Genomic DNA, 26,383 nt, shown 5'->3' with positions numbered 1-26,383 from the left:
CTCACTCCGTCGGCATGGAGTATCGGCGCCGAGCGCAAAACCATTTTCCTACACGGCTGGGTCATGCCATGGGCACGGGGCATAAGTCTCCGAACTGTGCCGCATTGATGAAATCGATTGAAAGGACGCAATTGATCGAATGGAATTTTCAAATTCCCTCACTTTCCTAACCTTCCGCGTTCCGGCCTTTTGCGCCGCGCCTTGAAGCGACTATCTCCTCACCGATGCCCGCACCCGTTCTTGCCTATGAAAATCTCGGCCTGGTCCAGGGCGCCGGATGGTTGTTCCGGGGCCTGGACCTGTTCGTCGGTGCGCGCGATCGGCTGGCGCTAATCGGGCGGAACGGGGCGGGGAAGACGACCCTGCTCAAATGCCTCGCGGACATGATCGAGACGGATGAGGGGCGGCGGACGATCCAGCCGGGGGTGAAGGTCGTGCTGCTGGAGCAGGACCCGGATGTCACCCGGTTCGAGACGCTGCGCGACTATGCGCTGTCCGGCTCCGACGCCCCGGCGGCGCATCAGGTGGACACTATCGCCGACCAGATCGGCATCGACCTCGACCGCCCGGCCGCCACCGCCTCGGGCGGGGAGCGGCGACGGGCGGCGATCGCGCGGGCGCTGGCGCGGGACCCGCAGGTGCTGCTGCTCGACGAGCCGACCAACCATCTCGATCTCGCCGCGATCGAATGGCTGGAGGACTGGCTCGGCCGCTATACCGGCGCCTTCATCGCGATCAGCCACGACCGGACGTTCCTCAAGCGCCTCACGCGCTCCAGCCTGTGGCTCGACCGGGGCGAGCTTCGCCGCGCGGAGATCGGCTTCGGCGGCTTCGATGTCTGGACCGAACAGGTTTACGCCGAGGAAGCGCGCGCGGCCGAGAAGCTCGACGCGAAGCTGAAGCTGGAGCTGCACTGGCTCCAGCGCGGCGTCACAGCCCGGCGCAAGCGCAACCAGGGCCGGCTCGCCAAGCTGCACGAGATGCGCGCGACGCGCGCGGCGATGCTGGGGCCGGCGGGGACAGCCAAGCTCGGCCTCGAAAATGACGACGTGAAGACGAAGATGGTGATCGACGCCGATCGCGTCACCAAGCGTTATGGTGAGCGTGCGATCGTCAAGGACTTCACTTTGCGCATCCAGCGCGGCGACCGCATCGGCGTGGTCGGAGCCAACGGCGCGGGCAAGACCACCTTGCTCAAGCTGCTGACCGGAGAGATCGAACCCGACGAAGGCACGATCCGGCGGGCGAAGACGCTGGAGGGCATCATGATCGACCAGCAGCGAAGGCTGCTCGATCCCGACAAGCGCGTCCGCGACGTGCTCGCCGACGGCGGCGACTGGATCGAGGTGCGGGGACACCGCAAGCACGTCCAGGGCTATTTGAAGGAGTTCCTGTTCGCACCGGAGCTGATCGACGCGAAGATCGGGACGCTGTCCGGCGGCGAGCGATCGCGCCTGCTGCTCGCACGCGAATTCGCCCGTCGGTCGAACCTGCTGGTCCTCGACGAGCCGACCAACGATCTCGACCTGGAGACGCTCGATCTCCTCCAGGAGGTGATCGCCGACTATGACGGCACCGTCCTCATCGTCAGCCACGACCGCGATTTCCTCGACCGTACCGTGACCATCACGCTCGGCCTCGACGGCTCCGGCAAGGTCGATATCGTCGCCGGCGGCTATGAGGATTGGGAGAGGAAGCGCCGGCCGCATGTCCACAATGTGAAGGTGCCCGCACCCTCCAAGGCGACGCCCGCGCCACCACGCCGGCAGACCAAGCTGACCTACAAGGACCAGCGCGACTACGAATTGCTGCCCGAGCGGATCGACCAACTGGAAGCCGAAATAGCCCGCGACGAGGACATCCTCGCCGATCCCGACCTCTACACCCGCGATCCCGACCGCTTCGCCGCCCTCACCGCCGCGATCGACAAGGCGAGGGCCGAGCGCGCCGCCGCGGAGGAGCGCTGGCTGGAACTGGCCGAGCAGGTAGAGGCGCTGGCGAGCTGATCAGCCCCGCCGCGCCTCGTCCAGATGGGCGCGGATCTGGTCGTCGGCCGGGGCGCCGCCGGAGGCCTGCTCCAGGAGGGAGAGGCCTTTCGCCTTGTCGCGGCCGCTCTTGAAGAGGAGCCAGCCATAGGTGTCGGCGGTGGCGGGATTGTCCTTGTCGAGGGTCCAGGCCTTCTCGGCGATCGGCAGGGCTTTCTCGTAATCGCCCCGCTCCGAATAGGCCCAGGCGAGGTTGTTGAGCATGACGGCGTCGCGGTCGCCGAGGCGCCGGCGGAGGCCTTCATAGAGGCCGATCGCTCGGGCCCACCGGCCTTCTTCCATCATCCGGCTGGCGGCCATCAGCTGCGCCGGCACGCTGCGGGGGTTCTGCTCCAGGTAGAGGTTCAGCACGTCGGTCGCCGCCGTGGGCTGGCCGGAGCGCTCCAGCGCCTCGATGAGGCGCATCGCCGCCGGCTCGGTGAAGGCGATGTTGGCCGCCTTGCGATACTCCCGCGCCGCGCCGGCGAAGTCGCCCCGCATGCCGCGCGCGTCGCCGACGAGGATATGGGCGTCGGGCGCGCCGGGATTGCCGGTTTGGAGCCGAAGCGCTCGTTCCAGCGCTTCCTCGCCGAGGCCCCTGGACAGGAGCGCGCCGATGAGGGCGACCTGTGCCGGAGCATGGTCGGGCTTGTCGGCCGCCTGCTGCCGGACGGCGGCAAGCTCCTCGTCGCTCACCGGGTTCGACCAGAGCGCCGTCGCCGAGCGGTTCCGCGGCTGGGCCGCGCGGGCGAGAAGGATGGCGGCTTCGTCGCTCTTGCCAAGCTTCTGCAGGGCCTGGCCGGCGAGGGTCAGCGAATAGCTGTCGGCATCGGGCCGATCGACGATGGTGGCCAGCGTCTCGGCTGTGCCGCGCGCGTCGCCCAGCTTCCACTGCGTGGCGGCGAGCAGGCGCCGCGCCTTGCGGTTGTTGGGCTGAAGTGCGACCAGCTGCTGAAGCGTGTTTACCGCCTGCTCGGCATTGCCGGTCTGGTAGTCGATCGCGCTGGCGAGCAGCATCGCCGCGGGCTGGTCGTCCATCGCGCCGCCGGTGCGTTTGTAGAGCGAGCGGGCGAGCTCGAACTTGTGGGCCCGCGCGGCAAGCATCGCCTGGAGATAGTAGGCGACCGGATTGCCCTCGGACAGCTTCAGGACCTTACGCGTCTCCGCAAGCATCGCCCGCATCTCGCCGAGATCGCCGAGCGTCGCGGCCCGTTCGAGATGCGCGGTGACATTGTCGGGATCGATCTCGAGCGCGCGGTCGAACCAGGGCAGGGCGGCGCGAAGGCCGTATTGGCTGCGCGTGAGCTCGCCGCGAAGGGTGAGCGCCGCGACATCCTTGGCATCGAAGCTCACGGCCTTGTCGGCGGCCACGATCGCGCCGGCGAGGTCGCCGTTGGCGCGGCGGAAGCGGGCGACGTCGGTCCAGACGTCCTTGTCCCTGGGCGCCGCCTCGATCGCGTTGGCGAACTCAGCCGCCGCCGCGTCCTCGTCGCCGAGCCTGGCGAAAGCCTGGCCGCGCATCCGCGCGGCATAGGCGGCGTGGGCCGGCGAAACGGTCTCCAGCTCTGCCAGCGCCCGATCGGGCTCGTCCTGAAGGAGCAGCGCATGCGCCATCAGGTGGCTGGTCTCGCTCGCCGGGATGGACAGCTGCCGGGCGCGCTCGATCTCGGCGGCGGCGGCGATGCCGTCGCCCAAGGCCAGATAGGTTCTGGCCTGCATGACCCGAGCGGCGCCATTGTCGGGATCGGCCTTGATCGCATTCATGAACTCGACGCGGGCGGTGCGGGGCTGTCCCGCCTCGAGCGCCGCGATGCCGCGCTCATAAGCCCCGGAAATGTCCGACGCGTTGGAGCAGGCCGTGGTTGCCAGCAGAAGCGCCGTTACGATGTGCTGAGCCTTGGTCATGGCTGGAGTCCGTATTGCTTGAAGAGGTCGTAAAGCGTCGGGCGGCTGATCCCGAGCAGCTTGGCGGCGCCGGAGATGTTGTTCTCGGTGCGGGCGAGGGCCTGGCGAATGGCCTTGCGGTCGGCCTCCTCGCGGGCCGTCTTGAGGTTGACGGGAAGGCCACCCTCCTCGCCGATGCTGAGATCGAGGTCCTCGGCGGTGACGAGCTTGCCGTCGGCCATGATGACCGCCCGCTTCATCCGGTTCTCGAGCTCGCGGACATTGCCCGGCCAGGGCCAGTCGTTGATCGCCGCGAGCGCGCTCGGCGCGAAACCCTTCACCGACGGGTTCATCTCGCGCGAGAAGCGGTGGAGGAAATGCTTGGCAAGCAGGGTGGCGTCGCCATGGCGCTCGGCCAGCGTCGGGATGGTGACGACGATCTCGGCTAGGCGGTAGTAGAGATCTTCGCGGAAGCTGCCCGCCTTGATCATCTCGGGCAGATCCTGATGGGTAGCGCAGACGATCCGGGTGTCGACCGCGATCGGTTTCCGCCCGCCGATCCGCTCGATCACCCGCTCCTGGAGGAAGCGCAGCAGCTTCACCTGGAGCGGAAGCGGGATGTCGCCGACCTCGTCGAGGAAAAGCGTGCCGCCCTCAGCAAGCTCGATCTTGCCCTCCGTGGTCTTGATCGCGCCGGTAAAGGCGCCCTTTTCATAGCCGAACAGTTCGGCTTCGAGCAGGCTTTCGGGGATGGCGGCACAGTTGATCGCGACGAAGGCGCCGCCCCGCCGGTTGCTCGATTGATGGAGGCCGCGGGCGAGAAGCTCCTTGCCGGTGCCGCTGGCGCCCAGCAGCATTACCGACACGGCGGCATTGGCGACGCGTTCGATCGTGCGGGCGACCTTCAGCATTTCGGGCGCGGCGGTGATCATCGTGCCGAGCACCGTGCGGTCGTCACCGACCTGGCTCTCAAGGCGTCGGTTCTCGCTCTCGATGCCGTGGAGCTGGAAGGCGCGGCGTACGATGAGGCCGAGTTGATCGATGTCGACCGGCTTCTGGTAGAAGTCATAGGCACCGGACGAGATGGCCCGGAGCGCGCTCTCGCGGGCGCCGTGACCCGAGGCGACGATCACCTTGGTATCGGGCTTCAGCGAGAGAATGGTCTCGAGCGTCGCGAACCCCTCGCTCACGCCGTCGGGATCGGGCGGGAGGCCGAGGTCGAGCGTGACGACGGGCGGCTCCTGGGACCGCAGCAGGTCGACGGCGGCGCCCCGGTCTGACGCCACCAGAACCTCATAGTCGTCATAGGCCCAGCGGAGCTGGCGCTGCAGGCCCTCGTCATCCTCGACGATAAGCAGTTTCGCCCTGGTCTCGGCACTCATGCGCGTTTCCGTTCAAATTGGCGTTCAGTGTGAGGAGCGGCATCCGCCTCTCCGGTTGGCAGAAAGATGGTGAAGCGGCTGCCCTCGCTCTCGCGGCTTTCGACCTCGATGCGCCCGCCCATCGCGGCGATCAGCGTTCGCGCCTCGAAGGCGCCGATGCCGAAACCGCCATCCTTAGTGGAGGCGAAGGGCTGGAAGAGGCGGCCGGCGACGAATTCGGCGGACATGCCGATGCCGCTGTCGATGATCTCGATCGCGACCTCGGAGCCGCGGCACTCGAAGCAGATCCGCACCGGATCGCCCGGTGCGCTGGCGTCGATCGCATTCTGGACGAGATGAGCGAGCGCTTGTTCGAGCCGCGCGGGATCGGCCTTCGCCGACAGGGCGGGATCGCCGAAAAGATGGACGGGATGGGCGCGCTGCTTCGCGCCGGCGATCGCCGACAGGATAGGGTGCAGGCAGGTGTCGCGGACGGGCGAGGGTGCGCCGCCGTTGCCGCGGGTGAGGCGGGCGAGGAGGTCGTTCATCTTCTTCACCGAGCTTTGCAGCGTCGCGATCATGTCGGCCCGGAATTCGGGATTGTCGGCGTGCCGCTCGGCGTTGCGCGCGACGAGGGAGAGCTGGCTCACCAGATTCTTGATGTCGTGGAGGATGAAGGCGAAGCGGCGGTTGAACTCGTCGAAGCGCTGGGCGTCGGCGAGCGCCTCCTGGCTCCGCGCCTCGGCGAGATAGCTCGCGGCCTGAATGCCGGCGGCGCGGAACAGGTCGAAATCCTCCCAGTCGAGGGGACGGCGAACCAGGGGGTGCTCGAGGATGACGAGCCCGACGAGGCGATCGCTGTGGAGAAGGGGGATACCGGCCCAGGCGGCGTCCGCGTCGCTCATCCAGGCCGGCAAGGCGATCCGCTCCTCGCCGACGGCAAGCGCTTCGCGCCGCGCCGCCTCGAAATCGACGACATGGGCGGTCGCCTGCAGGAAGCGCACGAAATCGTGATCGCGCGTGTCGCCCTGGCCAACGTCTCCATGCCAGTTCCAGCGAGCGGCCGGCGCCAGACGATATTGCTCGTCGACGACCAGAAGGAGGCCGCCCGGAGAGCCGGAGATGTCGGCCAGCGCCTTGACCACCCGGTCGCCCAGCGGCGCGGCGTCGATGCCGCCCCGGCCGACGGTGCGGGTGAAGCGGAGCCATTCGGCACGATAGTCGTAGCGGTGCTCGAAGAAATGCTTGGCGAGCATCACCCTCAGCCACGCCCGCGCCTTGCCGGAAGGGAGAAGCACGAGGGCGACGACGCTCATCGCGAAGATGAGGCCGATCTGGCCGATTCTGACCCACTCGCCGCCTATCACCTCGATCGCCTGGGTCGCCGACATCATCAGGATCAGATAGGCGAGGATCATCAGGACGGAGAGCGACTGGAAGGTTGCCGCGCGCGACATCTGCATCTTCCACTGGGCGTTGCGCCGGCTCGCCAGCGCAAACAGCGGCACGAGCATGGCGGCTATGGCGCCGCGCATCGCGAACAGATCGTCGACCGGACCGCGGGTCAGATAGGCGACGGTATAGAGGTGGAGGTCGTAGGCCCAGAGGCCCGCGAGCGCGATCATCGGCAAGCGGATGCCCCACCGGGAATCCGGGGCGGCCTGGCCGTAGAGATTGTGGACCAGCACCAGCGAGCCCGCGGCGATGGTGAGGCCGATGACGTGGGCGGTCGAGACCAAAGCCTGGTGGACGACGGCCTCGCCCTCGAAGCGCGGCAGGACGCCGGCCACAACGATCTGAAGTCCGATCACTCCCGCCACGGTGAAATAGACGAGCTTTACCGCCCGCTGCCGCTCGTCGTCCCCGGCGCTCCTGATGATGCCGTACATGAAGGCGAGGAAGGCGAAGTTGCGCGCGCTTTCCGCGAGACCGGCGAGCAGATGCCCGGGCCCCAGCAGAGCGGCGAAGATCGCCCAGAGTGAGGTCACGGCGAAGGCGGCGACCAGCGGCCGGTTGCGATGGTCGCCGTTCCAGTGCCGGAGCTGCCAGGCGGCCAATGCGCCGAACAGCAAAGCGGCGAGCGCGTGACTCCACAGGCCGATGACGGGCAGCATCAGCGCGCCCCCTTCGGCCAGAGGATAACCCGCATCGTTTGAAGCAGGATCAGCAAGTCGAGGAAGGGTGTGTAGTTTTTCGCGTAATAGAGGTCGTATTCGAGCTTCTGGCGGGCGTCTTCGATCGAGGCGCCATAGGGGTAGTTGATCTGCGCCCAACCCGTGATGCCGGGCTTCACCATGTGGCGCTCGGCGTAATAAGGGAGGCGCGCCTCGAGGTCGGAGACGAATTGCGGCCGCTCCGGCCGGGGGCCGACGAAGCTCATCTCGCCGTTCAGCACGCTCCAGGCCTGGGGCAGCTCGTCGATGCGGAGCTTGCGGATGACCTGGCCGACGCGGGTGACACGGGGATCATCCTCTTCCGCCCAGACGGCGACGCCTCCCACCTCCGCGTCCTGCCGCATCGATCGCAGCTTCAATATCTCGAAGCCCTGACCGTAGAGGCCGATCCGACGCTGACGAAAGAAGGCCGGCCCCTCGCTCTCCAGCTTCACCGCCAAGGCGGTCAGAAGAACGATAGGAAGGGTGAGCAGCAGGATGGCGGCGCTTACCGCGATATCGAACAGGCGCTTGCCCAGGCCCGACAGGCGGCGCCCGGCCGAAAAACCGTCAGAGAAGATGAGCCAGCTGGGATTGAGACTATCCAGGTCGACCCGACCCGTCTCCCGCTCGAGGAAGGAGGAGAGGTCGTTGACGTGGACGCCGGTGGTCTTGATCCGGAGCAGGTCGGCGAGGGGAAGGGCATTGCGGCGCTCCTCCAGTGCCAGAACGACCTCGCTGGCACCGAGCCGGACGACATGGGCCGGGAGGTTCACGATGTCGGAACGGTTGACAGCATCGGCGACGGCGATGGGGCCATCATTCATCCCGATATAGCCGGCGATGGCGAAGCCCGCCCCCTCGCGGCCAGCGAGCGCCTCCAGCCTGGCCGCGCGAGGCCCGGCGCCCAGCACGAGGATGCGCCGCTTGAACGCCGCGCCGTCGAGGGTCCGGCCGAGGAGGACGCGCGCGCCGGTAAGCAGTAGCAGCGCGATCAGCATCGCGTAGAGGAGATTGGACCGCCAGAAGGTGATCGAGGGCGCGAGGAAGAAGACGAGAGCGAGGAGGAGGGCGCCCAGGGATATGGCGACGACCAGCCGCGCCACGGCGAAGCGCATCGATCGCAGCGCGTCGAGGGCGTAGACGCCGACTCCGATCATGGCGAGCTCGAGCGTTGCGGCGAAGACCAGCATGTTGGGCAGCCGCGACGCTTCGGGATCGACGCCGCCGCCGATCTGCCATTCGCGCAGCAGCCATCCGCCCTCGGCCGCCAGCATCAGCAGCGTGAAGTCGATGAAGCCCAGGAGCAGCACGGTATGCGGCACGTAATGTTTGAACAGCCTGATCACTGCTCCGCCGCCCCGCCCGCCGATGGCCCGTGTGTAAGAGTTTCCGACACGCCGCGGACTGTCGCTCAAATTGACAAATATTTCCTGAAGGGCGCGGCAACCGGCGGTTTGGGCGCCCGCAATGTGCTGCTATGCACGGCCGATGCTCAATAGACGAACAGCAATTCAGGCCTTCGCCGCGGGAACCGCGATGCTGGCGCTCCCTTCGATGGTCGCGTCGGCACAGCCGCCCACGCGCAAGCCGCCACGGCTTCGGCGGGGGGATACGGTCGGGCTGATCGAGCCGGCGGGGTTCACGGACGACGAGTTCGACCTGGCGCTCGTCGAAGAGACGGTGCGGGCGATGGGCCTCGTGCCCAAGGCGGCGCCGCACCTGCTGCAACGCTACGGCTATCTCGCCGGACGGGACGAGGCGCGCGCGGCCGACGTCAATGCAATGTATGCGGACGATGGCGTGCGGGCCGTGTTCGCCGTGCGCGGCGGCTGGGGGTGCGCGCGTATTCTGCCTTACCTGGATTTCAAGGCGATCGCGGCCCATCCGAAGCTGCTGATAGGATTCAGCGACATCACGGCCCTGCATCTCGCCTTCTCGGCCCATGCCGGGTTTACCACCATCCACGGCCCGAACGCGGCCAGCTCATGGGGTGAATTGTCCTGGAATGGATTTCGAACCCTCGCTTTCGAGGGCGGGATGCCGACCTATCGCAACCCGCAGGCGACCGACGACCGGCTGGTGCAGACACGCTGGCGGACGTGGACGATCCGGCCCGGCAAGGCCCAGGGGCGGTTGCTGGGAGGTAATCTGACCGTCCTCGCCGGGCTGGTGGGTACGCCCTATCTGCCCGACTTCGACGGGGCGATCCTGTTCCTGGAAGATACCGACGAGGCGCCATACCGCATCGACCGCATGCTGACGCAGCTGGCGCTGGCGGGTGTGCTTCGCCGCGTCAGCGGGGTCGTGTTCGGCCAGTGCACCGACTGCCGCGCCTCCGGCCCTTCTTATGGCGGCTTCACCCTGACGCAGGTGTTGAAGCAGCATCTGGAGCCGCTCGGCATCCCGGCCTTCCAGGGCGCGCTCATCGGCCACGTCGCGAACCAGTTCAGCATCCCCGTCGGGATTCCCGCGGAGATAGACGCGGCGGCGGGCACGATCCGTATCCTCGAACCCGCGGTCGCCTAGGACCCGTCTCCGCGGCGTCCGCGCTATTTTGGACCTGATCCGGAACAAGTAACGTCCGCCGGGCTTGAACCGGAATGCCCTCTTCCTGCCCCGCCTTGCCTCGGCCCGTGCCGCTTCGCCTTGCCAACTGCCTGCTCGGCTCTGTGTGGCATGCGAATCTTTCGTCTCCGCCCGATCTGGACGATGAAACGCTGGAGCGACAGGCGGCCCGGCAGACAGGCCTCGGTGATTTCGGCGATCCGTGGTTTCGCCGGCCGCTACGCCGGCTCCTCCGCTCACTGAACGAGGAGGCGCGGCTCAATCCGGTGGGGCGAGTCGTCACCCGCACCTATGTGCTGAAGCTGCTCAGGGAACGGCTTTGGGCGCAGCAATGGTTCGACGAGAATCCGGCGATCAGGCGCCGGTCGATCGCGCGGCCGGTCGTGGTCGTGGGGCCGATGCGGTCGGGGACGACGCGGCTGCACCGCCTGCTCGCCGCCGACGAGCGGTTCGCGCATTTGCGGATGTTCGAGACGATGTGTCCGGTGCCCCGGCCGACCCGGGTGAACGGCCACGACCGGCGGCCTTGGGTGGCGGCGCTGAGCTTGGGCCTGCTCCACCGCGCCAATCCGGCGACCGCGATCGTGCATCCGACCGGCCCGATGGCGCCGGAGGAGGAACTGGGGCTGCTCGTCGCTTCGGCCTGGGGGATGAAGCATGAGGCGCAGTGGCGAGTGCCGGCCTATGCGCGCTGGTGCGAAGAGCAGGATGCGACGCCGGCCTATGCCCATATGGCGGACCTGTTGAGGCTGACGGGATGGCTGAGGGGCGAGGACCCCGCCAAGCCCTGGTTGCTGAAGACGCCGCAGCATATGCTCGATCTGCCGGCGCTGCTCCGTGTCTTTCCCGATGCGCGGATCATCTTCACGCACCGCGATCCGGCGGCAGTGGTCGGCAGCAGCTGCTCGCTCGCCTGGAACCAGATGTGCCTGCAGAGCGACTATGTCGACCCGCGGTGGATCGGCCGCGAATGGCTGCGCAAGACGGAGCTCAAGATCAGCCGGATGTCGGGGGCGCGGCAGGGTCTCCCAGCGGGTCGCATGATCGACGTCCATTTCGACGAGATGGACCGCGATTGGCATGCCGTGATGCGACGAATTTACCGCTTTCTCGATCTCGACATCGTACCCGCGGAGGCCGGTATGGCGGCCTATATGACGCGTTCCGAACGGGACCGGCGCTTTCGGTCGCACAGTTATCGGCTGGCGAGCTTCGGGCTCGACGCCGGCGACATCAGAGAATCGTTCGGCGACTATCTCAGCAACTTCGCTGTTGCCGGGGAGCGGTTGGGTCGCGGGGAAACCGGCGAACGCGGCTGGGGAAGCCGTGTGGCGATCGCGGCGGGAGGTTAGGCGGCTGAGGTCAGGCGGCCCGCACGGTGACCCTTTCTTGTTCCAGCCATGGCGCCGGCGCGTCGTCATGTTCGGCGATGATGAGCAAATCTTCGCTATTCAGCCGGATCCCGTTCCGCGCCAGGATTGCCGAGACGTCCACGCCGTGCGGCCCGTGGACGATCAGCAGCCGGGGCTGCCGCCAGCGCAGGTCCTCCTGTGACATTTGCTTCCCCCTCAACGAGTTAGCGAGTCTGTGGATAAACAGGATCGGCGCTCGCCCGCCCGATGGCAATCCCGCATAGTGAGTATTACCAAGTACATAGCGGAAACACGTGCCGCCGCCGGCCGGGGCCGCTGGAATGGTCGTGCCCGCCGACCTATGACGGATGAAGCCGGTGGCGAAGGAGATGCGACATGCCCGAGAAACGGAAGCTGGGGACGAGCGGGCTCGATACGCCGCGCCTCGTGCTGGGCGGCAACGTGTTCGGCAATACCACGCGGGGCGAGGAAGCTTTCGCCGTGCTGGACCGGTTCGTCGAGGCAGGCGGGACGATGGTCGACACGGCCGACGTCTATTCGGCCTGGGTGCCGGGGCATAAGGGCGGAGAGTCCGAGACGTTGCTCGGCGAGTGGCTGAAGCGGCGCGGGCGTCGAGACGACGTGCTGATCGCGACCAAGGTCGGGATGCTGGCCGGCGAGGGCGGCGAGAAGCTGGAGCCTTCGCGTATCGCGGCCGCGGCAGAGGCGTCGCTGAAGCGACTCGGGACCGACTATATCGACCTCTACTACGCTCATCAGGATGATGAGGGGACACCCATGGCGGAGAGCCTCGCCGCCTTCGACAGGCTGGTGCGGGACGGCAAGGCGCGGACGATCGGCGCGTCCAATTATTCGGCGGAGCGACTGGCGAAGGCGCTCGCGATCTCCGAGGCCGAAGGGCTGGCGCGCTACACGGTGTTGCAGCCGGAGTATAATCTGATGGTCCGCGATCGCTTCGAGGGCGATCTCCAAAAGCTGTGCATCGAGGAAGGCCTAGGCGTGCTGCCCTATTTCGGGCTCGCCTCCGGATTCCTCACCGGCAAATATCAATCCGAGGCCGATTTCGGGAAGAGCCCGCGGGGTGGGCGCATGGGGCAATATCTGAACGAGCGAGGCCGAAAGGTGCTCGCCGCGCTCGATGCCGTCGCGGCCGAGACCGGCGCCACCCAGGCCCAGATCGCACTTGCCTGGATCGCCGCGCAGCCCGGCATCACCGCCCCCATCGCCAGTGCCAATCACCTCGACCAGCTCGACGAGCTGCTCGGCGCGATGACGTTGGAGTTGAGCCAGGAGCAGCTGGCTCGCTTGTCGGACGCGGCGCGATAGCCTTGAATCGTGCTGCTCGGGAACCAGATGGACTCCATGACCCCCACGAGGCTCCTGTTTCCGGTTGGCGCCGTGGCCGGCGCCCTTCTCGTCGCCGCCTGCGCGCCCGATTATCAGCCCAAGGTGGAGAGCCGATCGACGCAAGGCGCGGCCGTTGCGCCGTCCGGCGAGACGGCGAGCGCGGTGTTCGCCGGCGGTTGCTTCTGGTGCACCGAGGCGGATTTCGAGAAGGTGGCGGGAGTAATTTCGGCGGTGTCCGGCTATACGGGCGGGACGATCAAGAGCCCCAGCTACGAGCAGGTCTCGTCCGGCGGGACCGGCCATTACGAGGCGGTCAAGGTCACTTACGATCCGGCACGGGTGAGCTACGAGCAGCTTGCCGACTATTTCTTCCGCACGGTCGATCCGACTGATGCGGGCGGCCAGTTCTGCGACCGGGGCGACAGCTATCGCACCGCGATCTTCGTCGATGGCGCCGGGCAGCGGCAGGTCGCGGAGGCCGAGAAGGCGGAGGCGGACGCGGCGCTGTCCGACGACGTCGTAACACCCATCCTCCCGGCCGCATCCTTCTATGAGGCCGAGGCCTATCACCAGGATTATTACAAGAAGAACAGCCTCAAATACCGCTTCTACCGCACCCGATGCGGGCGCGACGCGCGGCTGAAGGAGCTTTGGGGCGGCTGACGGTCGTCAGCGGTGCGCGTGCTCCTCATGCTTGTGATGGGCGCAGGTGACGTTCGGGTTGAAGGGCGCGAAGACGCCGCTGGGATTGTCGCGAAACAGCCAGACATGACGGTCGTAATGCGGCTCGAACATATGCGCTTCGTCGAGCGCCGTCGCCGGATCGTCGACCATATGCTCGAAGGAGACGCCATGGAACGTGGGCGGCGCCTTGTGTCCCGCCGCTCCCCAGGCGCGGGCGAAAACCAGATTCTCGACCGCCACCAGCTCCAGCGAACCGTCAGCCTGCGGTTCGTAGATGAGGATCGACGGCTTGAGAAAATCGGTGTGCGTACCGGTGCCATCCACGCGCGGATTGGGCGGGCCTGAAATGCCGAGAAGGTCTGGGCGGAAATAGTGGATGCCCATGGCGCCCTCGGAGCCTGGCAACCCCATCTGTTCGGCGGCGATGCACATGTTCATCGGATCGCGCACATAGCCTTCGGCCAGCGCGACCTCGACGTCGCGGAATCGCTCAACGGCGGCGCGGACGGCATCGAGGCCGGGTTCATCGGCGGCATTGGCCGTGGCGGGCGCCAGCGCCAGGGCGGCGGCGATCAGCAGCTTGTTCATGGGTGGTCCTCCCTTGGATCGGAGGGACCTAGTCTCGTCGGCGTGGAGCGACATGGGCGTAGCGATGACCATCGCTCACCGCGCGACCGAGATGCGCGGAGGCGACGAAGCCTGCGGGGCCGACGACGAAGAAGCGTCGCGTGTCAGGACGCCCTATCGAACACGCCCATCGCGGCCGTCACCATGGCTTCGGTGGCCGTCGAGATGGTGGGTTCGGGATCGGGCGCCCAGAAGGGGCTGTGCAGCGAGGGCAGCTTGGAGGCATCGCCGCCGGCAGCCTTCCACTTCTCCTCCGGCACTCCGCCTACCCAGAAGATCAGACTCTGGATCGATTTGTCGGCGAGGTAGTACCGGCTGAAGTCCTCACCGCCCATCACCGCCGGAGTGGCGATCACCCGCTCGGGGCCGAAGCGCTCGGTGAACAATTGGGCGGTGTTCGTCGTCAGCGCATCGGTGTTGAAGACGGCGGGCGTGTACTCTTTCTCTCGAATCGTCACCACGGGCATCCGGTCCTCCGGCATGCCGGCCGCGATCGCCTCGCCGCGCACGATGCGCTCGATGCCGTCGAGCAGCAGCCGACGAGTGTCGTCGCTATAGCTGCGCACGGTGAGCAGCAGCTTGGCCTCGTCGGAGATGATGTTGTGCTTGGCGCCGGAATGGAAGCTGCCGACGGTGACGACGGCCGGGCTCTGCGGGTCGTTCTCGCGGCTGACCAGGGTCTGGAGCGCGCCGACGATGCGGCTGGCGAGCACGATCGGATCCTTGGTCGTGTGCGGATAGGCGCCGTGGCCGCCGACGCCCTTCACGGTGATGTCGACACTGTCCACATTCGCCAGGGCATAGCCGTTGGAATAGCCGACAATGCCGGCGGGAAGGGCCGCGGCGTCGTGGAAGGCGATGACGTGGCTGGGCTTCGGAAAGCGGGTGTAGAGGCCGTCTTCCAGCATGGCCTTCGCGCCTTCGCTGGTCTCCTCGCCCGGCTGCAGGATCATGACGAGCGTGCCGGACCATTGGTCCTTGGTCGCGGCGAGACGGCGGGCGGCGCCGACCCAGGCGGTCATGTGCGTGTCATGGCCGCAGGCGTGCATGATGCCGGTCTCCACCCCGGCGCGGCTCGTGCCGCGCAGCTTGCTGGCATAAGGGAGGCCGGTCTGCTCCTCGACCGGGAGCGCGTCCATGTCGGCGCGAAGCATGACGATCGGGCCTGGTCCGTTCTCCATCACCGCGACGACCCCGGTCTTGCCGACGCCTTCGGTGACCTTGAAGCCCAGCTTCTTCGCCTCTGCAGCGAGTTTCGCGGCAGTGCGCGTCTCGTGCATCGAGAGCTCGGGATGCGCGTGGAGATCCTTGTAGAGGGTGATAAGCGACGGCATGTCCTTTTGGACGGCGTCACTCAAGGCATCGGCGTGGGCGGGCGTGGTGGTGGTCATAAGGCACAGCAACGCGGCGGCCAGCAAATGGCTTCTCATGTGACGAAAATCCCCTCTTATGATTAGCTGGCGGCGCTCTTTGGAACGAGCTCCAATATATCGATTGTGGACTCGAAATGCGGGTATGGAAAGACCAGTCGCCATTTCTCCTCGCCGATCCGTTCGATAACGCCGGCCATGTCGCGCTCCCTGTCGCGGCCATATTGGAGGGCGCGGCTCTCGTCGCCGAGCTGGAGCGTGCCCAGGAACACCATCCGTTGACCGACATAGGGGAGGAGAAGCCCTATCGGGCGCTGCGAGCCCGAAAGCTTGGTGAAGCTCATCAGGCCGTTCTCGTTGCGGATGCGGCAATCGAACCATGGATAGGCGACGTAATCGAGCAGCGCCTCCGACTGGCCGCCGACCTTCAATGTGCGGCAGAGATAGAGGCCGGGCGGAGGATCTTCCCAGCTGATGGCGGCGTCGGGCTGCAGTAAAGCCCCTTCGTGAGCGAGCGCTGCGCCGTGGCCCGAAGCCCGCGCCTTCTCCAGTCCCCGCACCCAGGCGGTCCGCCATTCGCGCAGGCGATGACGGTCGCTGTCGGTGGCGATGGAGCGCCAGTCCGGCGGCGCGGGGGCCTGGGCGACCCTTTGTCCGCCGCTGCCCGAGCTACACCCCGCCAGCGCGGCCGCCGCGCACAGGGGAAGATAAGCCAGCCTCATGCACCACCTCGCGACCCAGCGAATCCCCACTCGGGAGAGGAGCTTAGCGAGGAAGAAGGCGGTCGTCGATGGGCGACACCGGCCCGCAATGGGACAGTAGTCCGCTGTTAACTGATCGCCAATAGCCTCCCCGGAATGAGGATGCGCTCATCAAAGAAGGACTATTTTATCCCGGACTGGATGTTCAAAACCTTCCTTGTCTTCGTCGCTTGGCTCTTCGCTATCCTGTGCGCCGTTTTCCTTGTCGAGGGCCTGCGCACGGGGACAATTGAAGGTCGCGGAAGCGCCGTCTATTCATTCGATGAATCGCCAGCTTCGTACGCATTTTACATGCTGATGCTACTTCTGGGCGAATTCGGCCTTTTGGTTATGGCGATTGGATCGCTGGGCTTCGTTCCTCCCATCGGGCGGGTTTACAAGCGTCTGTATCAGCGCCGTGTCCTTCGCGCAGATAGATGTTCAAAGGGCGGCAGCTAGCACTCGCGCCTTGTCATTGCGCCGTCCAGCCACCGTCCATCGAGAGGTTGGCGCCGGTAATCGATGAGGCTTCGTCCTTGCAGAGGAACACCGCCAACGCGGCGACCTGATCGACGGTGACGAACTTCTTGGTCGGCTGGGCGGCGAGGAGGACGTCGTTCATCACATGCTCGCGCGTCAGGTTCCTCGCCTTCATCGTGTCGGGGATCTGGTTTTCGGCCAAGGGCGTCCAGACATAGCCGGGGCTGATGCAGTTGACGGTGATGCCGCTGGTCGCCGTCTCGAGCGCGACCGTCTTGGTGAAGCCGGCGATGCCGTGCTTGGCGGCGACATAGGCGGATTTGTTGGGGCTGGCGACGAGGCTGTGCGCCGACGCCGTGTTGATGACGCGACCCCAGCCCTTCTTCTTCATGTCCGGCAGGGCGAGGCGGGTGGTGTGGAAGGCGGCGGTCAAATTGAGGGCGATGATGAGGTCCCATTTCTCGACCGGGAACTCGTCGACCGGCGCGACATGCTGCACGCCGGCATTGTTGACGAGGATGTCGACGGCGCCGAATTCGTCGACGCATTCCTTCATCAGGCTTTCGATCTGGTCCGGCTTCGTCAGGTCGGCGCCATTATAGCCGACGCGGACCTTGTGCGCGTCCTCGATGCCCCGACGGGTCTTCTCGATCTCGGCGGCGTCGCCGAAACCGTTCAGCATCACGTTGGCGCCCTCGGCGGCGAAGGCGGTCGCCACCGCGAGGCCGATGCCGGAAGTCGAGCCGGTGACGAGGGCGGTCTTGCCTTTGAGGAACATGCGGGTCCTTTCTATTTCGCGAGGTCGAAGGCAGCGGTCTTGCCGTCGATGATGTTGCGGGTGAGGAGGGCGCCCTTCTTCATCGTCTCGGCGATGGCGGCGCACCCCTCGGCCCAATGATGCTCCATGCTGCCGCGGGAGAATTCGAAATCGCGGGCGCCGCCTTCCCAGCCATGGGCGCGGTAGATCAGATGGACGACATTGACGGCGCGCTCGGCGGCGAGCGCCCGCAGCTTGGCCACGTCGGGATCATCCTTCAGCGCCTCGGGCAGCTTCTTCAGCACCTTGCGGATCGTCTCGCGTTCCTTGCGGAGGCGCATCAGCTGATCGGTGACCTGGCGGGTGCGGCTGGAATAGCGAATGTCCTTTTCGCGCGCATAAACGTCCATGAGGGTGTGCGGCATGTCGCCCTTCGCGGGAAAGAGGTCGACCTGAAAGACGAGCATGTCCTCGCTCTGCCGGTCGAGCACGTGGGAGAGCGGCGTGTTGGAGACGATGCCGCCGTCCCACCACCAGCAGCCGTCTATCTCGATCGGCGGCAGGCCCGGCGGCAGCGCGCCGGAAGCCATGATGTGGCGGGCGTCGAGCCGCTCGTCGCGGGTGTCGAAATAGTGGAAGTTGCCGCTTTCGACATTCACGGCGCCGACGGAAAGCCGCATCGGGCCATCGTTCAGGCGATCCCAGTCGACATGGGCGTCGAGCGTCCCGGCGAGCGGCGCACTGTCGTAGAAGCTGAGCGCGCCCTCGCTCCCCGCCTGCGCCAGAATTGGCGGGATGGCCCGGGGTCGGAAGAAGCCGGGCACGCCCGTGCCGGCGACGAAGCCGGCGGAGAGGATGTGCATCCATTCCCGCCATTCGTCCCCGCCCATCATCGGCAGGCTGGGCAGGGTGGCGGTGACCCTCTCCCAAAACGAGCGAAGCTTCGCGACCCGCTCCCCCGGCGCGTTGCCGGCGATGATCGCGGCGTTGACCGCGCCGATCGAGATGCCGGCGATCCAGTCTATCTCTATGTCGGTTTCCGCCAGCGCCTCATAGACGCCAGCCTGATAGGCGCCCAGCGCGCCGCCGCCCTGGAGGACGAGCGCGACCTGGTCGGGGAGCGGCAGCGGGCTGTTGCCGCGGCGCCTTCGGGGATTTGCATCTGCCATATTGCGGTGCACCATCAATGTGTGGGCTGCTTATCGGTTCCCACGAGCGATGCAACCGGTGCGGCCGCGAAACATTATGCCATCGGCATTCAGGAGAATTGATATGCGCTTTGGCGGCCGCAGGACGAGCAGCAATGTCGAAAGCGGCGGCCGCGGCAGCGGCATCGGCGGCGGCAGGGGTATTGGCCTGCTCATGAACCTGGTCGCGAGCCGTTTCGGCATCGGCGGGATCATCGTGCTGGTGATCGGCGCCATGCTGCTCGGCTTCAATCCGTTCGGAGGCGGGGGAAGTTCGCTGGTCGGGCCGAACCAGCAGGCGCCGGAAGCGAAGAGCGCGGCCGAGGTTTGCGCGACGGACGCCGAGACGCATTTCACATGCCAGGTTCTCGCCTCGACCGAGGACCAGTGGGGCCGGCTGTTCGCAGCCTCGGGGCAGACGTACCAGCCGACGGTGCTTCATATCTACGATCAGTCCGGCAATAGTGGCTGCGGCGCGGCGCAGGCGGCGATGGGCCCCTTCTATTGCCCGACCGACCAGCGCATCTATCTCGATACCAGCTTCTTCGACGAGCTCGCCCAGCGCTACGGAGCGGCCGGCGATTTCGCGCAGGCCTATGTAGTGGCACATGAAGTGGGCCATCACATCCAAAACCTCACCGGCACCCTCGATGAGGCGCGCGCCGCGCAGAGTCGGCTGTCAGTGGTGGAGGGCAATGCGGTTCAGGTGCAGGTCGAACTGCAGGCCGATTGCTATGCGGGCGTGTGGGCGGCGAGCGAGCGGGCGGCGATCGAGCCGGGCGACATCCAGGAAGGCATGACGGCCGCATCGGCGATCGGCGACGACACGCTCCAGCGCGCCTCGCAGGGTTTCGTAGTTCCGGAGAGCTTCACCCACGGCACCTCGGACCAGCGGATGGAATGGCTGCAGCGCGGGCTCAGGACGGGCGACCCGGCCCAGTGCGATACTTTTCAGGAAACGACCTGAATTCAAGTAACTGCGAGTCATTCGCAGAAACGTTGACTTTAATGAGAATAAGTCGCAATAGCTCCCGACACCCAATACGGGTGAAGACAAGGGGAATTGCGCGTGCTCAATCTTGCGAGCGGGGCGAGGGCCGTCGGCCCGGCCTTTCTGGGTCTCAGCTGTGTTGGTTTTATTGCTTCGGCGCCCGCCTTGGCGGAAGACGCCCAGTCGAACGTCGAGCGGGGCCGGGACATAATCGTCACGGGTGAGCGGCTCCACGAGCCGGTGCTCGAATCGCCCAAGGCGACGCAGCCGTTGCTCGACACGCCGCAGACCGTCACCGTGATCAGCGATCAGACGCTGAAGAAACAGAATCTCCTCACCTTGCGCGACGCGCTCGCCACCATCCCCGGCATCACCTTCGGCGCCGGCGAAGGCGGCGGCGGCTATGGCGACTCGATCAACCTGCGCGGCTATTCGGCCAGCAACGACATCACCCAGGACGGCGTGCGCGACAGCGCCCAATATAGCCGCACCGACCCGTTCAACCTCCAGCAGATTGAAATCTACAACGGCGCCAATTCGGTATTCAACGGGTCCGGCTCGGTCGGCGGGACGATCAACCTCGTCTCCAAGGTGCCGCAGCGCGAGGACCTCACGATCCTGCAAGGCTCGATCGGCACCGACGATTATCTCCGAGGTACGATCGACACGAACCAGCGCCTCAGTGACCTGATCGCCGTGCGCCTCAACGCCGTCGCCCATCGTAATGACGTGCCCGGTCGCGATTTCGAGGAATATGAGCGGTGGGGCGCCGCTCCGGCGATCACCTTCGGCATCGACGGCCCGACCAGCCTGACACTCGCCTATCTGCATCAGGAGGACAGGAACACGCCCATTTACGGCGTCCCCTATTACAAGAGCCAGATTAACGACGGCCCGCTCGAGGAAGCCGACGACAGCGACTATTTCGGCTATCGCAACCTCGACAGGCAGGACATCGACGTCGATCGCCTGACCGCGACCCTCGACCATGATTTCAGCTCCGCGGTCTCCGTCCGCAATCTCACGCGTTGGCAGCGGGTCGATGCGCTGACGCAGGCGAGCGCGCCGCAAGGCACCTATTGCCTGTCCACCACAGGCCGCCAGCCCGTCGCCGCCAATGCAACCGGCACGATCGGCCTGCCATGCCCCGACGATCTGGCGCCCGGCTTCTTCCGACCCTCAGGCCCGCACGGCCGAGTCCGCGACCAGGTGAACGAACTTGTGCATACGCAAACTGATCTCAGGATCGAATCCGGGCATGCGGGCGAATTGCGCAACATCCTCGTCGTGGGCGGCTCCCTCACGTGGGAGGATTATGGAATCGAGACGGCGGAGCTGGCACGTAACGCCGATGGCTCGGCCTTCACGCCCTTGCCGATCGACAGCATTGCCGATCCGACGGCCATCTACACCGGTCCCATCAACTATACGGTGAGGGAGCGCGAGCGGGGCGATTCCAGCAACAAGGCGATCTACGCGTTCGACACGCTGGAGATCGGCGAGTTCGTGGAGCTTAACGGCGGGGTTCGTCTGGAGCGGGCGGAAGCGACCTTCCGCACCCTTTCGCTCGCCGTCTATCCGCCGGGGACGGACCCGCTCACGCCCGAAGAGCTGGCGCCGCAGCGAAGCGAGGAGACGCTCTTCTCCTACCGCGCCGGGGCGGTGCTCAAGCCGAGGCCCAATATCAGCCTTTATGCCGCCTTCGCCAACGCCAAGACGCCCTCCTCGGCGACGGTGCGCCTCGGTTGCGGGATCAGGCCGGCGCCCGGAGCCGCCGACCCCTGCGCTACCGCACCAGAGACCGCCCGCAGCTACGAGATTGGAGTGAAGGCGGACCTGTTCGACCGGCTACAGCTCACCGCCGCGCTGTTCCGCAACGAGCGCAGCAATTTCACCGTAGCCTCGAACGATCCTACACTCCCCGACTCTCTCCAGGTGCTGGACGGACGCTCCCGCGTCGATGGGCTGGCGCTGGGCATCAGCGGCTATATCACGCCGCGCTGGTCTATCTTCGCCAACTACACATATCTCGACAGCGAAGTGCTCCAGAGTGTCTCCGATTTCTGCGCCGCCAATCCGGGCGAGGCAGGCTGCGTAAACAGCGCCGCCCTTCCCGATCCGCAGGCGGGCGATCGCCTCATGCAGACGCCGAGGCACTCGGGCAGCCTGTTCACCAGCTATCGGCTCCCCTTCGGCCTCGAGATCGGCTATGGCTTCACCTATCAGGGGAGCTTCGCGACCCATCAGCGCAGCTTGCTGCAGAGGACGCAATATTTCGCCGACGACTACCTCGTCCACCGCGCCTTCCTGTCCTACCCGTTCGGGAACGGCATGACGGCGCAGCTCAACGTCCAGAACATCACCAACGAGCGCTATTTCACCGGCATCCGCAACAATGTCAGCCGGACGACCGGCGCCATCACTGGCGGCTGGGCGACGCCGGGCGAGGACCGCTCGGCGGTGCTGAGCCTGTTCTACAGCTTCTGAAGCGAAGGCCGACGCGATGATGCTCGCCATCCCCGATCTGCTCGGCAAGGGAGGGGTGGGGCGCATCCGCGCGATCATCGACGCGGCCGATTGGGTGGACGGCAATGCGACCTCCGGCCACCAGTCGGCGCTCGCCAAGAGCAACCGGCAGCTGCCCGAAAACAGCGCGGCGGCGCGGGAGGCGAGGCGGCTGGTGCTGGACGCGCTCGGGCGCTCGCCGCTGTTCATCGCCGCGGCGTTGCCGCTCAAGATCTTTCCGCCGCTTTTCAACCGCTATGAAAGTGGGGAGGCGTTCGGGACTCATATCGACAATGCCGTCCGCATCCACCAGGGCAGCGAGTTTCGTGTCCGCAGTGACCTCTCGGCGACGCTCTTCCTGGAGGATCCGGATGCCTACGAGGGCGGTGAGCTGGTCGTCGAGGACAATCTCGGCGTCCATTCGGCCAAGCTGCCGGCCGGGCACCTGCTCCTCTATCCGGCCTCCAGCCTGCACCGCGTCGAACCGGTGATGCGTGGCACGCGGGTGGCGAGCTTTTTCTGGATACAGTCGATGGTCCGTGACGACGGCGCGCGCACCCTGCTCTTCGACCTCGACCAGTCGATCCAGGCCATCGCCGCGGACCGCGGCCATGGCGATCGCGAGGTCGTGCGCCTGACCGGCCTCTATCACAATCTGCTGCGCCGCTGGGCGGACACCTAGGAGGGGAGAAGGCGTGCAACGATCGAGGAAACTGCGGCTGAGGGCGCTCTGGTTCCAGGTCCACAAGTGGATCGGCCTGCTGCTGGCGGTGCTGATCGTGCCCATTTCGCTGACGGGATCGGCGCTCGTCTGGCACGACTGGCTGGAGACGCTCAATCCCGCCCGCGCCGTGAGCGGCGAGCCCGTACTGCCCCACTCGGCCTATACCGCCGCCGCGGAACGTGTGCTGGGGCCAGGGGAACGGGTCATGTCGATCCGCTTTGCCGAGGGCGAGGGACCTGTGCTTATCAGCGCGGCGCGGCCGCCGGAACCGGGGGCATCTCGCCCCATTCGGACGAATATCTGGCTCGATCCGGCCGAGGGACGCCTGCTGGACCGCGCCGCCAGCAACGAAGGCGCGGTTCGCGTCCTCCACGTCCTTCACGGCAGCCTGATGGTGTCCGGCGTCGGCCGCCAGATCGTCGGCTGGGTGGGCGTCTTCATGTTCGTTTCGAGCCTCACCGGACTTTGGCTGTGGTGGCCGGTCACCGGCAGCGTCCGGCGCGGCATCCGCTGGCGACGGCAGAATGCGACGAGCGCCAACCTGCATCACCAGGCGGGTTTCTGGATACTCATTCCACTGGCGATGCTGTCCTTCACCGGCGCCTGGATTTCCTTCCCCGGTTTCTTCGGCCCCCTGTCGGGCGAGGCGCCGAGGGGAGGCCCGGACCGGGCCATGGCGAGACGGGCGCAGCCGCTGGAGCGGACCACCCTCGGCGTCAACGCGGCGGTGGCCGCGGCCGAGCGCCATGCGACGGGCCGTCTTCTCAGCATCGTCTGGCCGACCGATCAGGCACCGGAGTGGAAGATCGGCTTCGCCCGCGAGGGCGGTGCGGCCGAGGTTCAGGTGAACGACGCATCGGCCAAGGTGACCCCGCCCGGGCCGCCGCGGCCGGAGACTCTCGCAAGGACGATGCGGCGCTGGCACGACGGAACCGGCATGGCGCGGTCTGGCAGGTGGTGATTTTCATCGGCGGCATCGTGCCGGCGCTGCTCGCCGCCACCGGCGTGATGATGTGGCTGAGAGCACGCGGCCGGCGCGCCGAGGCCGCTCGGAAGCGCCGTGCGCAGGGTCGGCCGGCGGCGCAGGCCGCGGAATGACGACACGCTAGCTGCGTTTCACGAGGCGAAGCGGGAGGCCGTTTTCGGGGCGGAGCGTGACCGTTCCCACGACGCGGACGGGCCGGGCGCGCGCCCTCTCGAAGCGCCAGCCGGCGAGCCAATGGGCGAGAATGGTGAGCGCCTCGGCGCTGGCGAAGCGGGCGCCGACGCAGACGCGGGGACCGCCGCCGAAGGGGACGTATTGGAAGCGATGGAGGCCGATCTTGCGTTCGGGCAAAAAGCGGTCGGCGTCGAAGGCATCGGCATCGTCCCACAGCTTCTTGTGGCGGTGGATGATCCACGGCCATATGGAGACGATGTCGCCGGGCGCGATGGCGGCGTCGGCGAGCGTGTCCGAGCCCAGCGCCTGGCGGTCGAAGCGCGGCACCGGTGGATAGAGGCGCATCGATTCCTCGAGGATGCGGCGGAGCAGGGGCAAGCGGTCGGGCAGCGCCGGATCGTCGCTGCCCGACGTCAAAGCCTCGTGCGCTTCCTCGGCCGCCTCACTCTGCAACTCCGGCTGCTCGGAGAGCAGGTAGACCGTCCAGGTAAGCGCGTTGGCCGTGGTTTCGTGGCCGGCGAGGTAGAAGGTGGCGGCGTTGTCGAGAGCCAGCGCGGCCGCTTCTTCCTCCGAAAAACGATCCTTGAGAGCGTGGACGAGGCGGTCGAGAAAGTCGCCGTCCGCTCGGCCTGGTCGTTCTCCCACCAACTCTGCCAGGGTGGAACGAAGAAAGACCTGGCCGCGCTGACCCGCCCGCACGGTCCGGTTCCAGCCGATCGGTGGCAGGCGTAGCACTGCCGATAGCCGCGCCTCCGCCGCCGCCTTCAGCGCCGCCGCGATGTGCGCCATTGCCGCTTCGGTCTTGAGGCGCGGATCACCACCGAACAGCGTGTCGGCGATAACGCCCATGGTGGTCGCGGTGGACTCCGCGGCCATGTCCCGAACGCTCGCGCCCTCCCAGCCTTCCGTCCTCGAGGCGGCCGCGCGGGCGAAGTCGGGGATGAGCGCATCGACGGCCGGGGGTGCGAAGCTCGCGGCGACAATTCTCCGCTGCTCGCGCCAGAGATCCTCGTCGGAGCTGAGCAGCCCTCTACCAATCATCGGCGCGATGACCCGCTTGACGATGTCGGGCTTGGCGTAATTGGCGGCGTTGGTCTGGAGCACCCGCTGCACTGCGTCGGGGTGCGTCACGACATGGACGACGATGCCGAGGATGTTACGGCGGATATGCCAGTTCTCGAACATCGGCGCCGACCAGCCATAGACGGCGTTGCGCGCCCGCTCCCCGAAGAAACCGCGCCAGACGGGGACGGGTGCGGGGCCGCGCGGAGGGTGGGGCGGGACGAAGCGGGTCGTCATGGGGTGACTCTAGTCATTCCGGCGAAAGCCGGAACCCAAGAACATTAAAGGCAGTGAAAAAGCCGCGCGAGTGGCCCGGCACTCGAATTCTTGGGTCCCGGCTTCCGCCGGGATGACGTTATTCGGCGGCGAGCAGTCGTTCGGCGCCGCCCAGATCGACGCTGACGAGGCGGCTGATGCCTTTTTCGATCATGGTGACGCCGAACAGGCGGTGCATGCGGCTCATCGTCACGGCGTTGTGGGTGACGATGAGGTAGCGGGTGTCGGTCTCGGCGGTCATGCGGTCGAGGAGGTCGCAGAAGCGCTCGATGTTCGCGTCGTCGAGGGGGGCGTCGACCTCGTCCAGGACGCAGATGGGGGCGGGGTTGGTGAGGAAAAGGGCGAAGATGAGGGCGATCGCCGTCAGCGCCTGTTCGCCGCCGGAGAGGAGGGTGAGGGCGGAGAGGCGCTTGCCGGGCGGCTGGGCCATGATTTCGAGGCCCGCCTCCAGCGGGTCGTCGGATTCAATGAGGGCGAGATGGGCCTGGCCACCGTTGAACAAGGTGCTGAACAGGCTCTGGAAGTGGCGGTCGACCGCCTCGAAGGCGGCGAGGAGGCGGGCGCGGCCCTCGCGGTTGAGGCTGCCGATCGAACCGCGCAGGCGGTGGATGGCGAGGCCCAGCTCCTCGCGCTCGGCCTGGGAGGAGGTGTGACCTTCCTCCAGCTCGGCGAGCTCGCGCTCGGCGACGAGGTTGACCGGCCCGATGCGCTCGCGGTCGGCGGTGAGGCGGTCGAGACGCGCCGATTCCGCCTGAGCTTCCTCGATGCCGCTTTCCTCGAAGCCGAGCTTTTGCGGCAGGACGGGTGGCGGGCATTCGAAGCGCTCGCCGGAGATGCGGCCCATCTCGATGCGGCGCATTTCCTGGTTCTCGTGGCGTGCAACCGCGCCGGCGCGGGCCTCGCGAGCGATCGAAAGCGCCTCGCCGACGTCGGCTAGCCGCTTTTCGGTCTCGCGAAGCGTCTCCTCGGCGGCGCGTTCATGAGCGGCGGCGGCTCGGGCGGCTTCGGCGGCCGCGGTCGAATCCGCTTCCAGTCCGTCGAGTTGGGCGGCGAGGGACAGGGGAGCGTCGGCGAGCCGCTCCGCCTCCGCCTCCGCTTCGGCGATGCGCTT

Annotated in this window: 22 protein-coding genes and 1 pseudogene; 11 read left to right on the top strand and 12 right to left on the bottom strand. The window is 66.8% G+C overall.

What is annotated here, in order from left to right; genetic code table 11:
• Positions 1-224: 224 nt before the first annotated feature.
• The gene (locus tag VIR62_RS06195) at positions 225-2,006 is read left to right on the top strand and encodes an ABC-F family ATP-binding cassette domain-containing protein (RefSeq protein ID WP_431869612.1); all 1,782 of its coding nucleotides are present in this window, start codon (positions 225-227) and stop codon (positions 2,004-2,006) included.
• Here the strand turns inward: VIR62_RS06195 and VIR62_RS06190 are convergent, their stop codons facing one another.
• Genes VIR62_RS06190 through VIR62_RS06175 form a run of 4 tightly spaced genes read right to left on the bottom strand, consistent with a single transcriptional unit; the run spans position 2,007 to position 8,771 of the window.
• Complete coding sequence (locus tag VIR62_RS06190; protein ID WP_431869610.1) at positions 2,007-3,929, bottom strand: tetratricopeptide repeat protein; 1,923 nt, start codon at positions 3,927-3,929, stop codon at positions 2,007-2,009.
• Complete coding sequence (gene prsR / locus VIR62_RS06185; RefSeq protein WP_431869608.1) at positions 3,926-5,290, bottom strand: PEP-CTERM-box response regulator transcription factor; 1,365 nt, start codon at positions 5,288-5,290, stop codon at positions 3,926-3,928. The genes VIR62_RS06190 and prsR overlap by 4 nt, the downstream gene beginning before the upstream one ends.
• Positions 5,287-7,383, bottom strand: a complete 2,097-nt coding sequence (gene prsK, locus VIR62_RS06180) for an XrtA/PEP-CTERM system histidine kinase PrsK (RefSeq protein ID WP_431869606.1) — start codon at positions 7,381-7,383, stop codon at positions 5,287-5,289. The genes prsR and prsK overlap by 4 nt, the downstream gene beginning before the upstream one ends.
• Positions 7,383-8,771, bottom strand: a complete 1,389-nt coding sequence (locus VIR62_RS06175; RefSeq protein WP_431869604.1) for a TIGR03013 family XrtA/PEP-CTERM system glycosyltransferase — start codon at positions 8,769-8,771, stop codon at positions 7,383-7,385. Before VIR62_RS06175 ends, prsK begins: the two co-directional genes overlap by 1 nt.
• Before the next feature lie 190 nt (positions 8,772-8,961).
• Between VIR62_RS06175 and VIR62_RS06170 the strand changes: the two genes are divergently transcribed.
• Positions 8,962-9,951, top strand: a complete 990-nt coding sequence (locus VIR62_RS06170) for a S66 peptidase family protein (protein WP_431869603.1) — start codon at positions 8,962-8,964, stop codon at positions 9,949-9,951.
• A gap of 74 nt (positions 9,952-10,025) precedes the next feature.
• Positions 10,026-11,342 carry a sulfotransferase family protein gene (locus tag VIR62_RS06165; RefSeq protein ID WP_431869601.1) on the top strand — a complete coding sequence of 439 codons (1,317 nt, stop codon included), beginning with the start codon at positions 10,026-10,028 and terminating at the stop codon, positions 11,340-11,342.
• Between the two features lie 10 nt (positions 11,343-11,352).
• On the opposite strand, the gene VIR62_RS06160 is transcribed toward VIR62_RS06165, so the two are convergent.
• Positions 11,353-11,547 (bottom strand): hypothetical protein, encoded by a 195-nt coding sequence (locus VIR62_RS06160; RefSeq protein ID WP_431869599.1) that lies wholly within the window; start codon positions 11,545-11,547, stop codon positions 11,353-11,355.
• A 191-nt stretch (positions 11,548-11,738) separates the two neighbouring features.
• Here VIR62_RS06160 and VIR62_RS06155 point away from each other — a divergent pair, with 191 nt between their 5' ends.
• Positions 11,739-12,689 carry an aldo/keto reductase gene (locus VIR62_RS06155; protein ID WP_431869597.1) on the top strand — a complete coding sequence of 317 codons (951 nt, stop codon included), beginning with the start codon at positions 11,739-11,741 and terminating at the stop codon, positions 12,687-12,689.
• 36 nt (positions 12,690-12,725) lie between these two features.
• On the top strand, positions 12,726-13,373 hold the full coding sequence (msrA, locus tag VIR62_RS06150; protein ID WP_431869595.1) for a peptide-methionine (S)-S-oxide reductase MsrA: 648 nt from the start codon (positions 12,726-12,728) through the stop codon (positions 13,371-13,373).
• 6 nt (positions 13,374-13,379) lie between these two features.
• Here msrA and VIR62_RS06145 read toward each other — a convergent pair whose 3' ends face one another.
• The 3 genes from VIR62_RS06145 to VIR62_RS06135 form a co-directional block, all read right to left on the bottom strand.
• Positions 13,380-13,982 carry a hypothetical protein gene (locus VIR62_RS06145; RefSeq protein ID WP_431869593.1) on the bottom strand — a complete coding sequence of 201 codons (603 nt, stop codon included), beginning with the start codon at positions 13,980-13,982 and terminating at the stop codon, positions 13,380-13,382.
• Between the two features lie 143 nt (positions 13,983-14,125).
• Positions 14,126-15,451: an amidohydrolase gene (locus VIR62_RS06140; RefSeq protein ID WP_431869591.1), complete on the bottom strand. Its 1,326-nt coding sequence runs from the start codon at positions 15,449-15,451 to the stop codon at positions 14,126-14,128.
• 23 nt (positions 15,452-15,474) lie between these two features.
• A complete protein-coding gene (locus tag VIR62_RS06135) occupies positions 15,475-16,113 on the bottom strand; it encodes a DUF4893 domain-containing protein (protein WP_431869589.1) in 639 nt (212 codons plus the stop codon).
• 141 nt (positions 16,114-16,254) lie between these two features.
• Between VIR62_RS06135 and VIR62_RS06130 the strand changes: the two genes are divergently transcribed.
• Positions 16,255-16,590 carry a hypothetical protein gene (locus VIR62_RS06130; protein ID WP_431869587.1) on the top strand — a complete coding sequence of 112 codons (336 nt, stop codon included), beginning with the start codon at positions 16,255-16,257 and terminating at the stop codon, positions 16,588-16,590.
• 13 nt (positions 16,591-16,603) lie between these two features.
• On the opposite strand, the gene VIR62_RS06125 is transcribed toward VIR62_RS06130, so the two are convergent.
• Together VIR62_RS06125 and VIR62_RS06120 are read right to left on the bottom strand one after the other, a co-directional pair.
• The gene (locus VIR62_RS06125; RefSeq protein WP_431869586.1) at positions 16,604-17,389 is read right to left on the bottom strand and encodes a 3-hydroxybutyrate dehydrogenase; all 786 of its coding nucleotides are present in this window, start codon (positions 17,387-17,389) and stop codon (positions 16,604-16,606) included.
• Between the two features lie 11 nt (positions 17,390-17,400).
• Positions 17,401-18,537 (bottom strand): DUF3734 domain-containing protein, encoded by a 1,137-nt coding sequence (locus VIR62_RS06120; RefSeq protein ID WP_431869584.1) that lies wholly within the window; start codon positions 18,535-18,537, stop codon positions 17,401-17,403.
• 103 nt (positions 18,538-18,640) lie between these two features.
• Between VIR62_RS06120 and ypfJ the strand changes: the two genes are divergently transcribed.
• From ypfJ to VIR62_RS06095, 5 genes are all read left to right on the top strand, one after another.
• Entirely contained in the window at positions 18,641-19,522 is an 882-nt protein-coding gene (gene ypfJ, locus VIR62_RS06115) for a KPN_02809 family neutral zinc metallopeptidase (protein ID WP_431869583.1), read from the top strand.
• Between the two features lie 189 nt (positions 19,523-19,711).
• Positions 19,712-22,033 carry a TonB-dependent receptor gene (locus VIR62_RS06110; RefSeq protein WP_431869581.1) on the top strand — a complete coding sequence of 774 codons (2,322 nt, stop codon included), beginning with the start codon at positions 19,712-19,714 and terminating at the stop codon, positions 22,031-22,033.
• A 16-nt stretch (positions 22,034-22,049) separates the two neighbouring features.
• Positions 22,050-22,733 carry a Fe2+-dependent dioxygenase gene (locus VIR62_RS06105; RefSeq protein ID WP_431869579.1) on the top strand — a complete coding sequence of 228 codons (684 nt, stop codon included), beginning with the start codon at positions 22,050-22,052 and terminating at the stop codon, positions 22,731-22,733.
• A 13-nt stretch (positions 22,734-22,746) separates the two neighbouring features.
• On the top strand, positions 22,747-23,736 hold the full coding sequence (locus VIR62_RS06100; protein ID WP_431869577.1) for a PepSY-associated TM helix domain-containing protein: 990 nt from the start codon (positions 22,747-22,749) through the stop codon (positions 23,734-23,736).
• Positions 23,730-23,873 (top strand): hypothetical protein, encoded by a 144-nt coding sequence (locus VIR62_RS06095; protein WP_431869575.1) that lies wholly within the window; start codon positions 23,730-23,732, stop codon positions 23,871-23,873. Before VIR62_RS06100 ends, VIR62_RS06095 begins: the two co-directional genes overlap by 7 nt.
• Before the next feature lie 7 nt (positions 23,874-23,880).
• Here VIR62_RS06095 and VIR62_RS06090 read toward each other — a convergent pair whose 3' ends face one another.
• Complete coding sequence (locus VIR62_RS06090) at positions 23,881-25,233, bottom strand: cytochrome P450 (RefSeq protein WP_431869573.1); 1,353 nt, start codon at positions 25,231-25,233, stop codon at positions 23,881-23,883.
• Positions 25,234-25,351: 118 nt separating this feature from the next.
• Positions 25,352-26,383 (bottom strand): annotated as a pseudogene (locus VIR62_RS06085) (chromosome segregation protein); the annotation flags it as partial.

Origin of the sequence: Allosphingosinicella sp. (genome assembly GCF_036570505.1) — a bacterium.
Lineage (GTDB): Bacteria > Pseudomonadota > Alphaproteobacteria > Sphingomonadales > Sphingomonadaceae > Allosphingosinicella.
The sequence above is the reverse complement of the archived record's forward strand: the minus strand, read 5'-3'. Positions and strand labels throughout refer to the sequence as shown.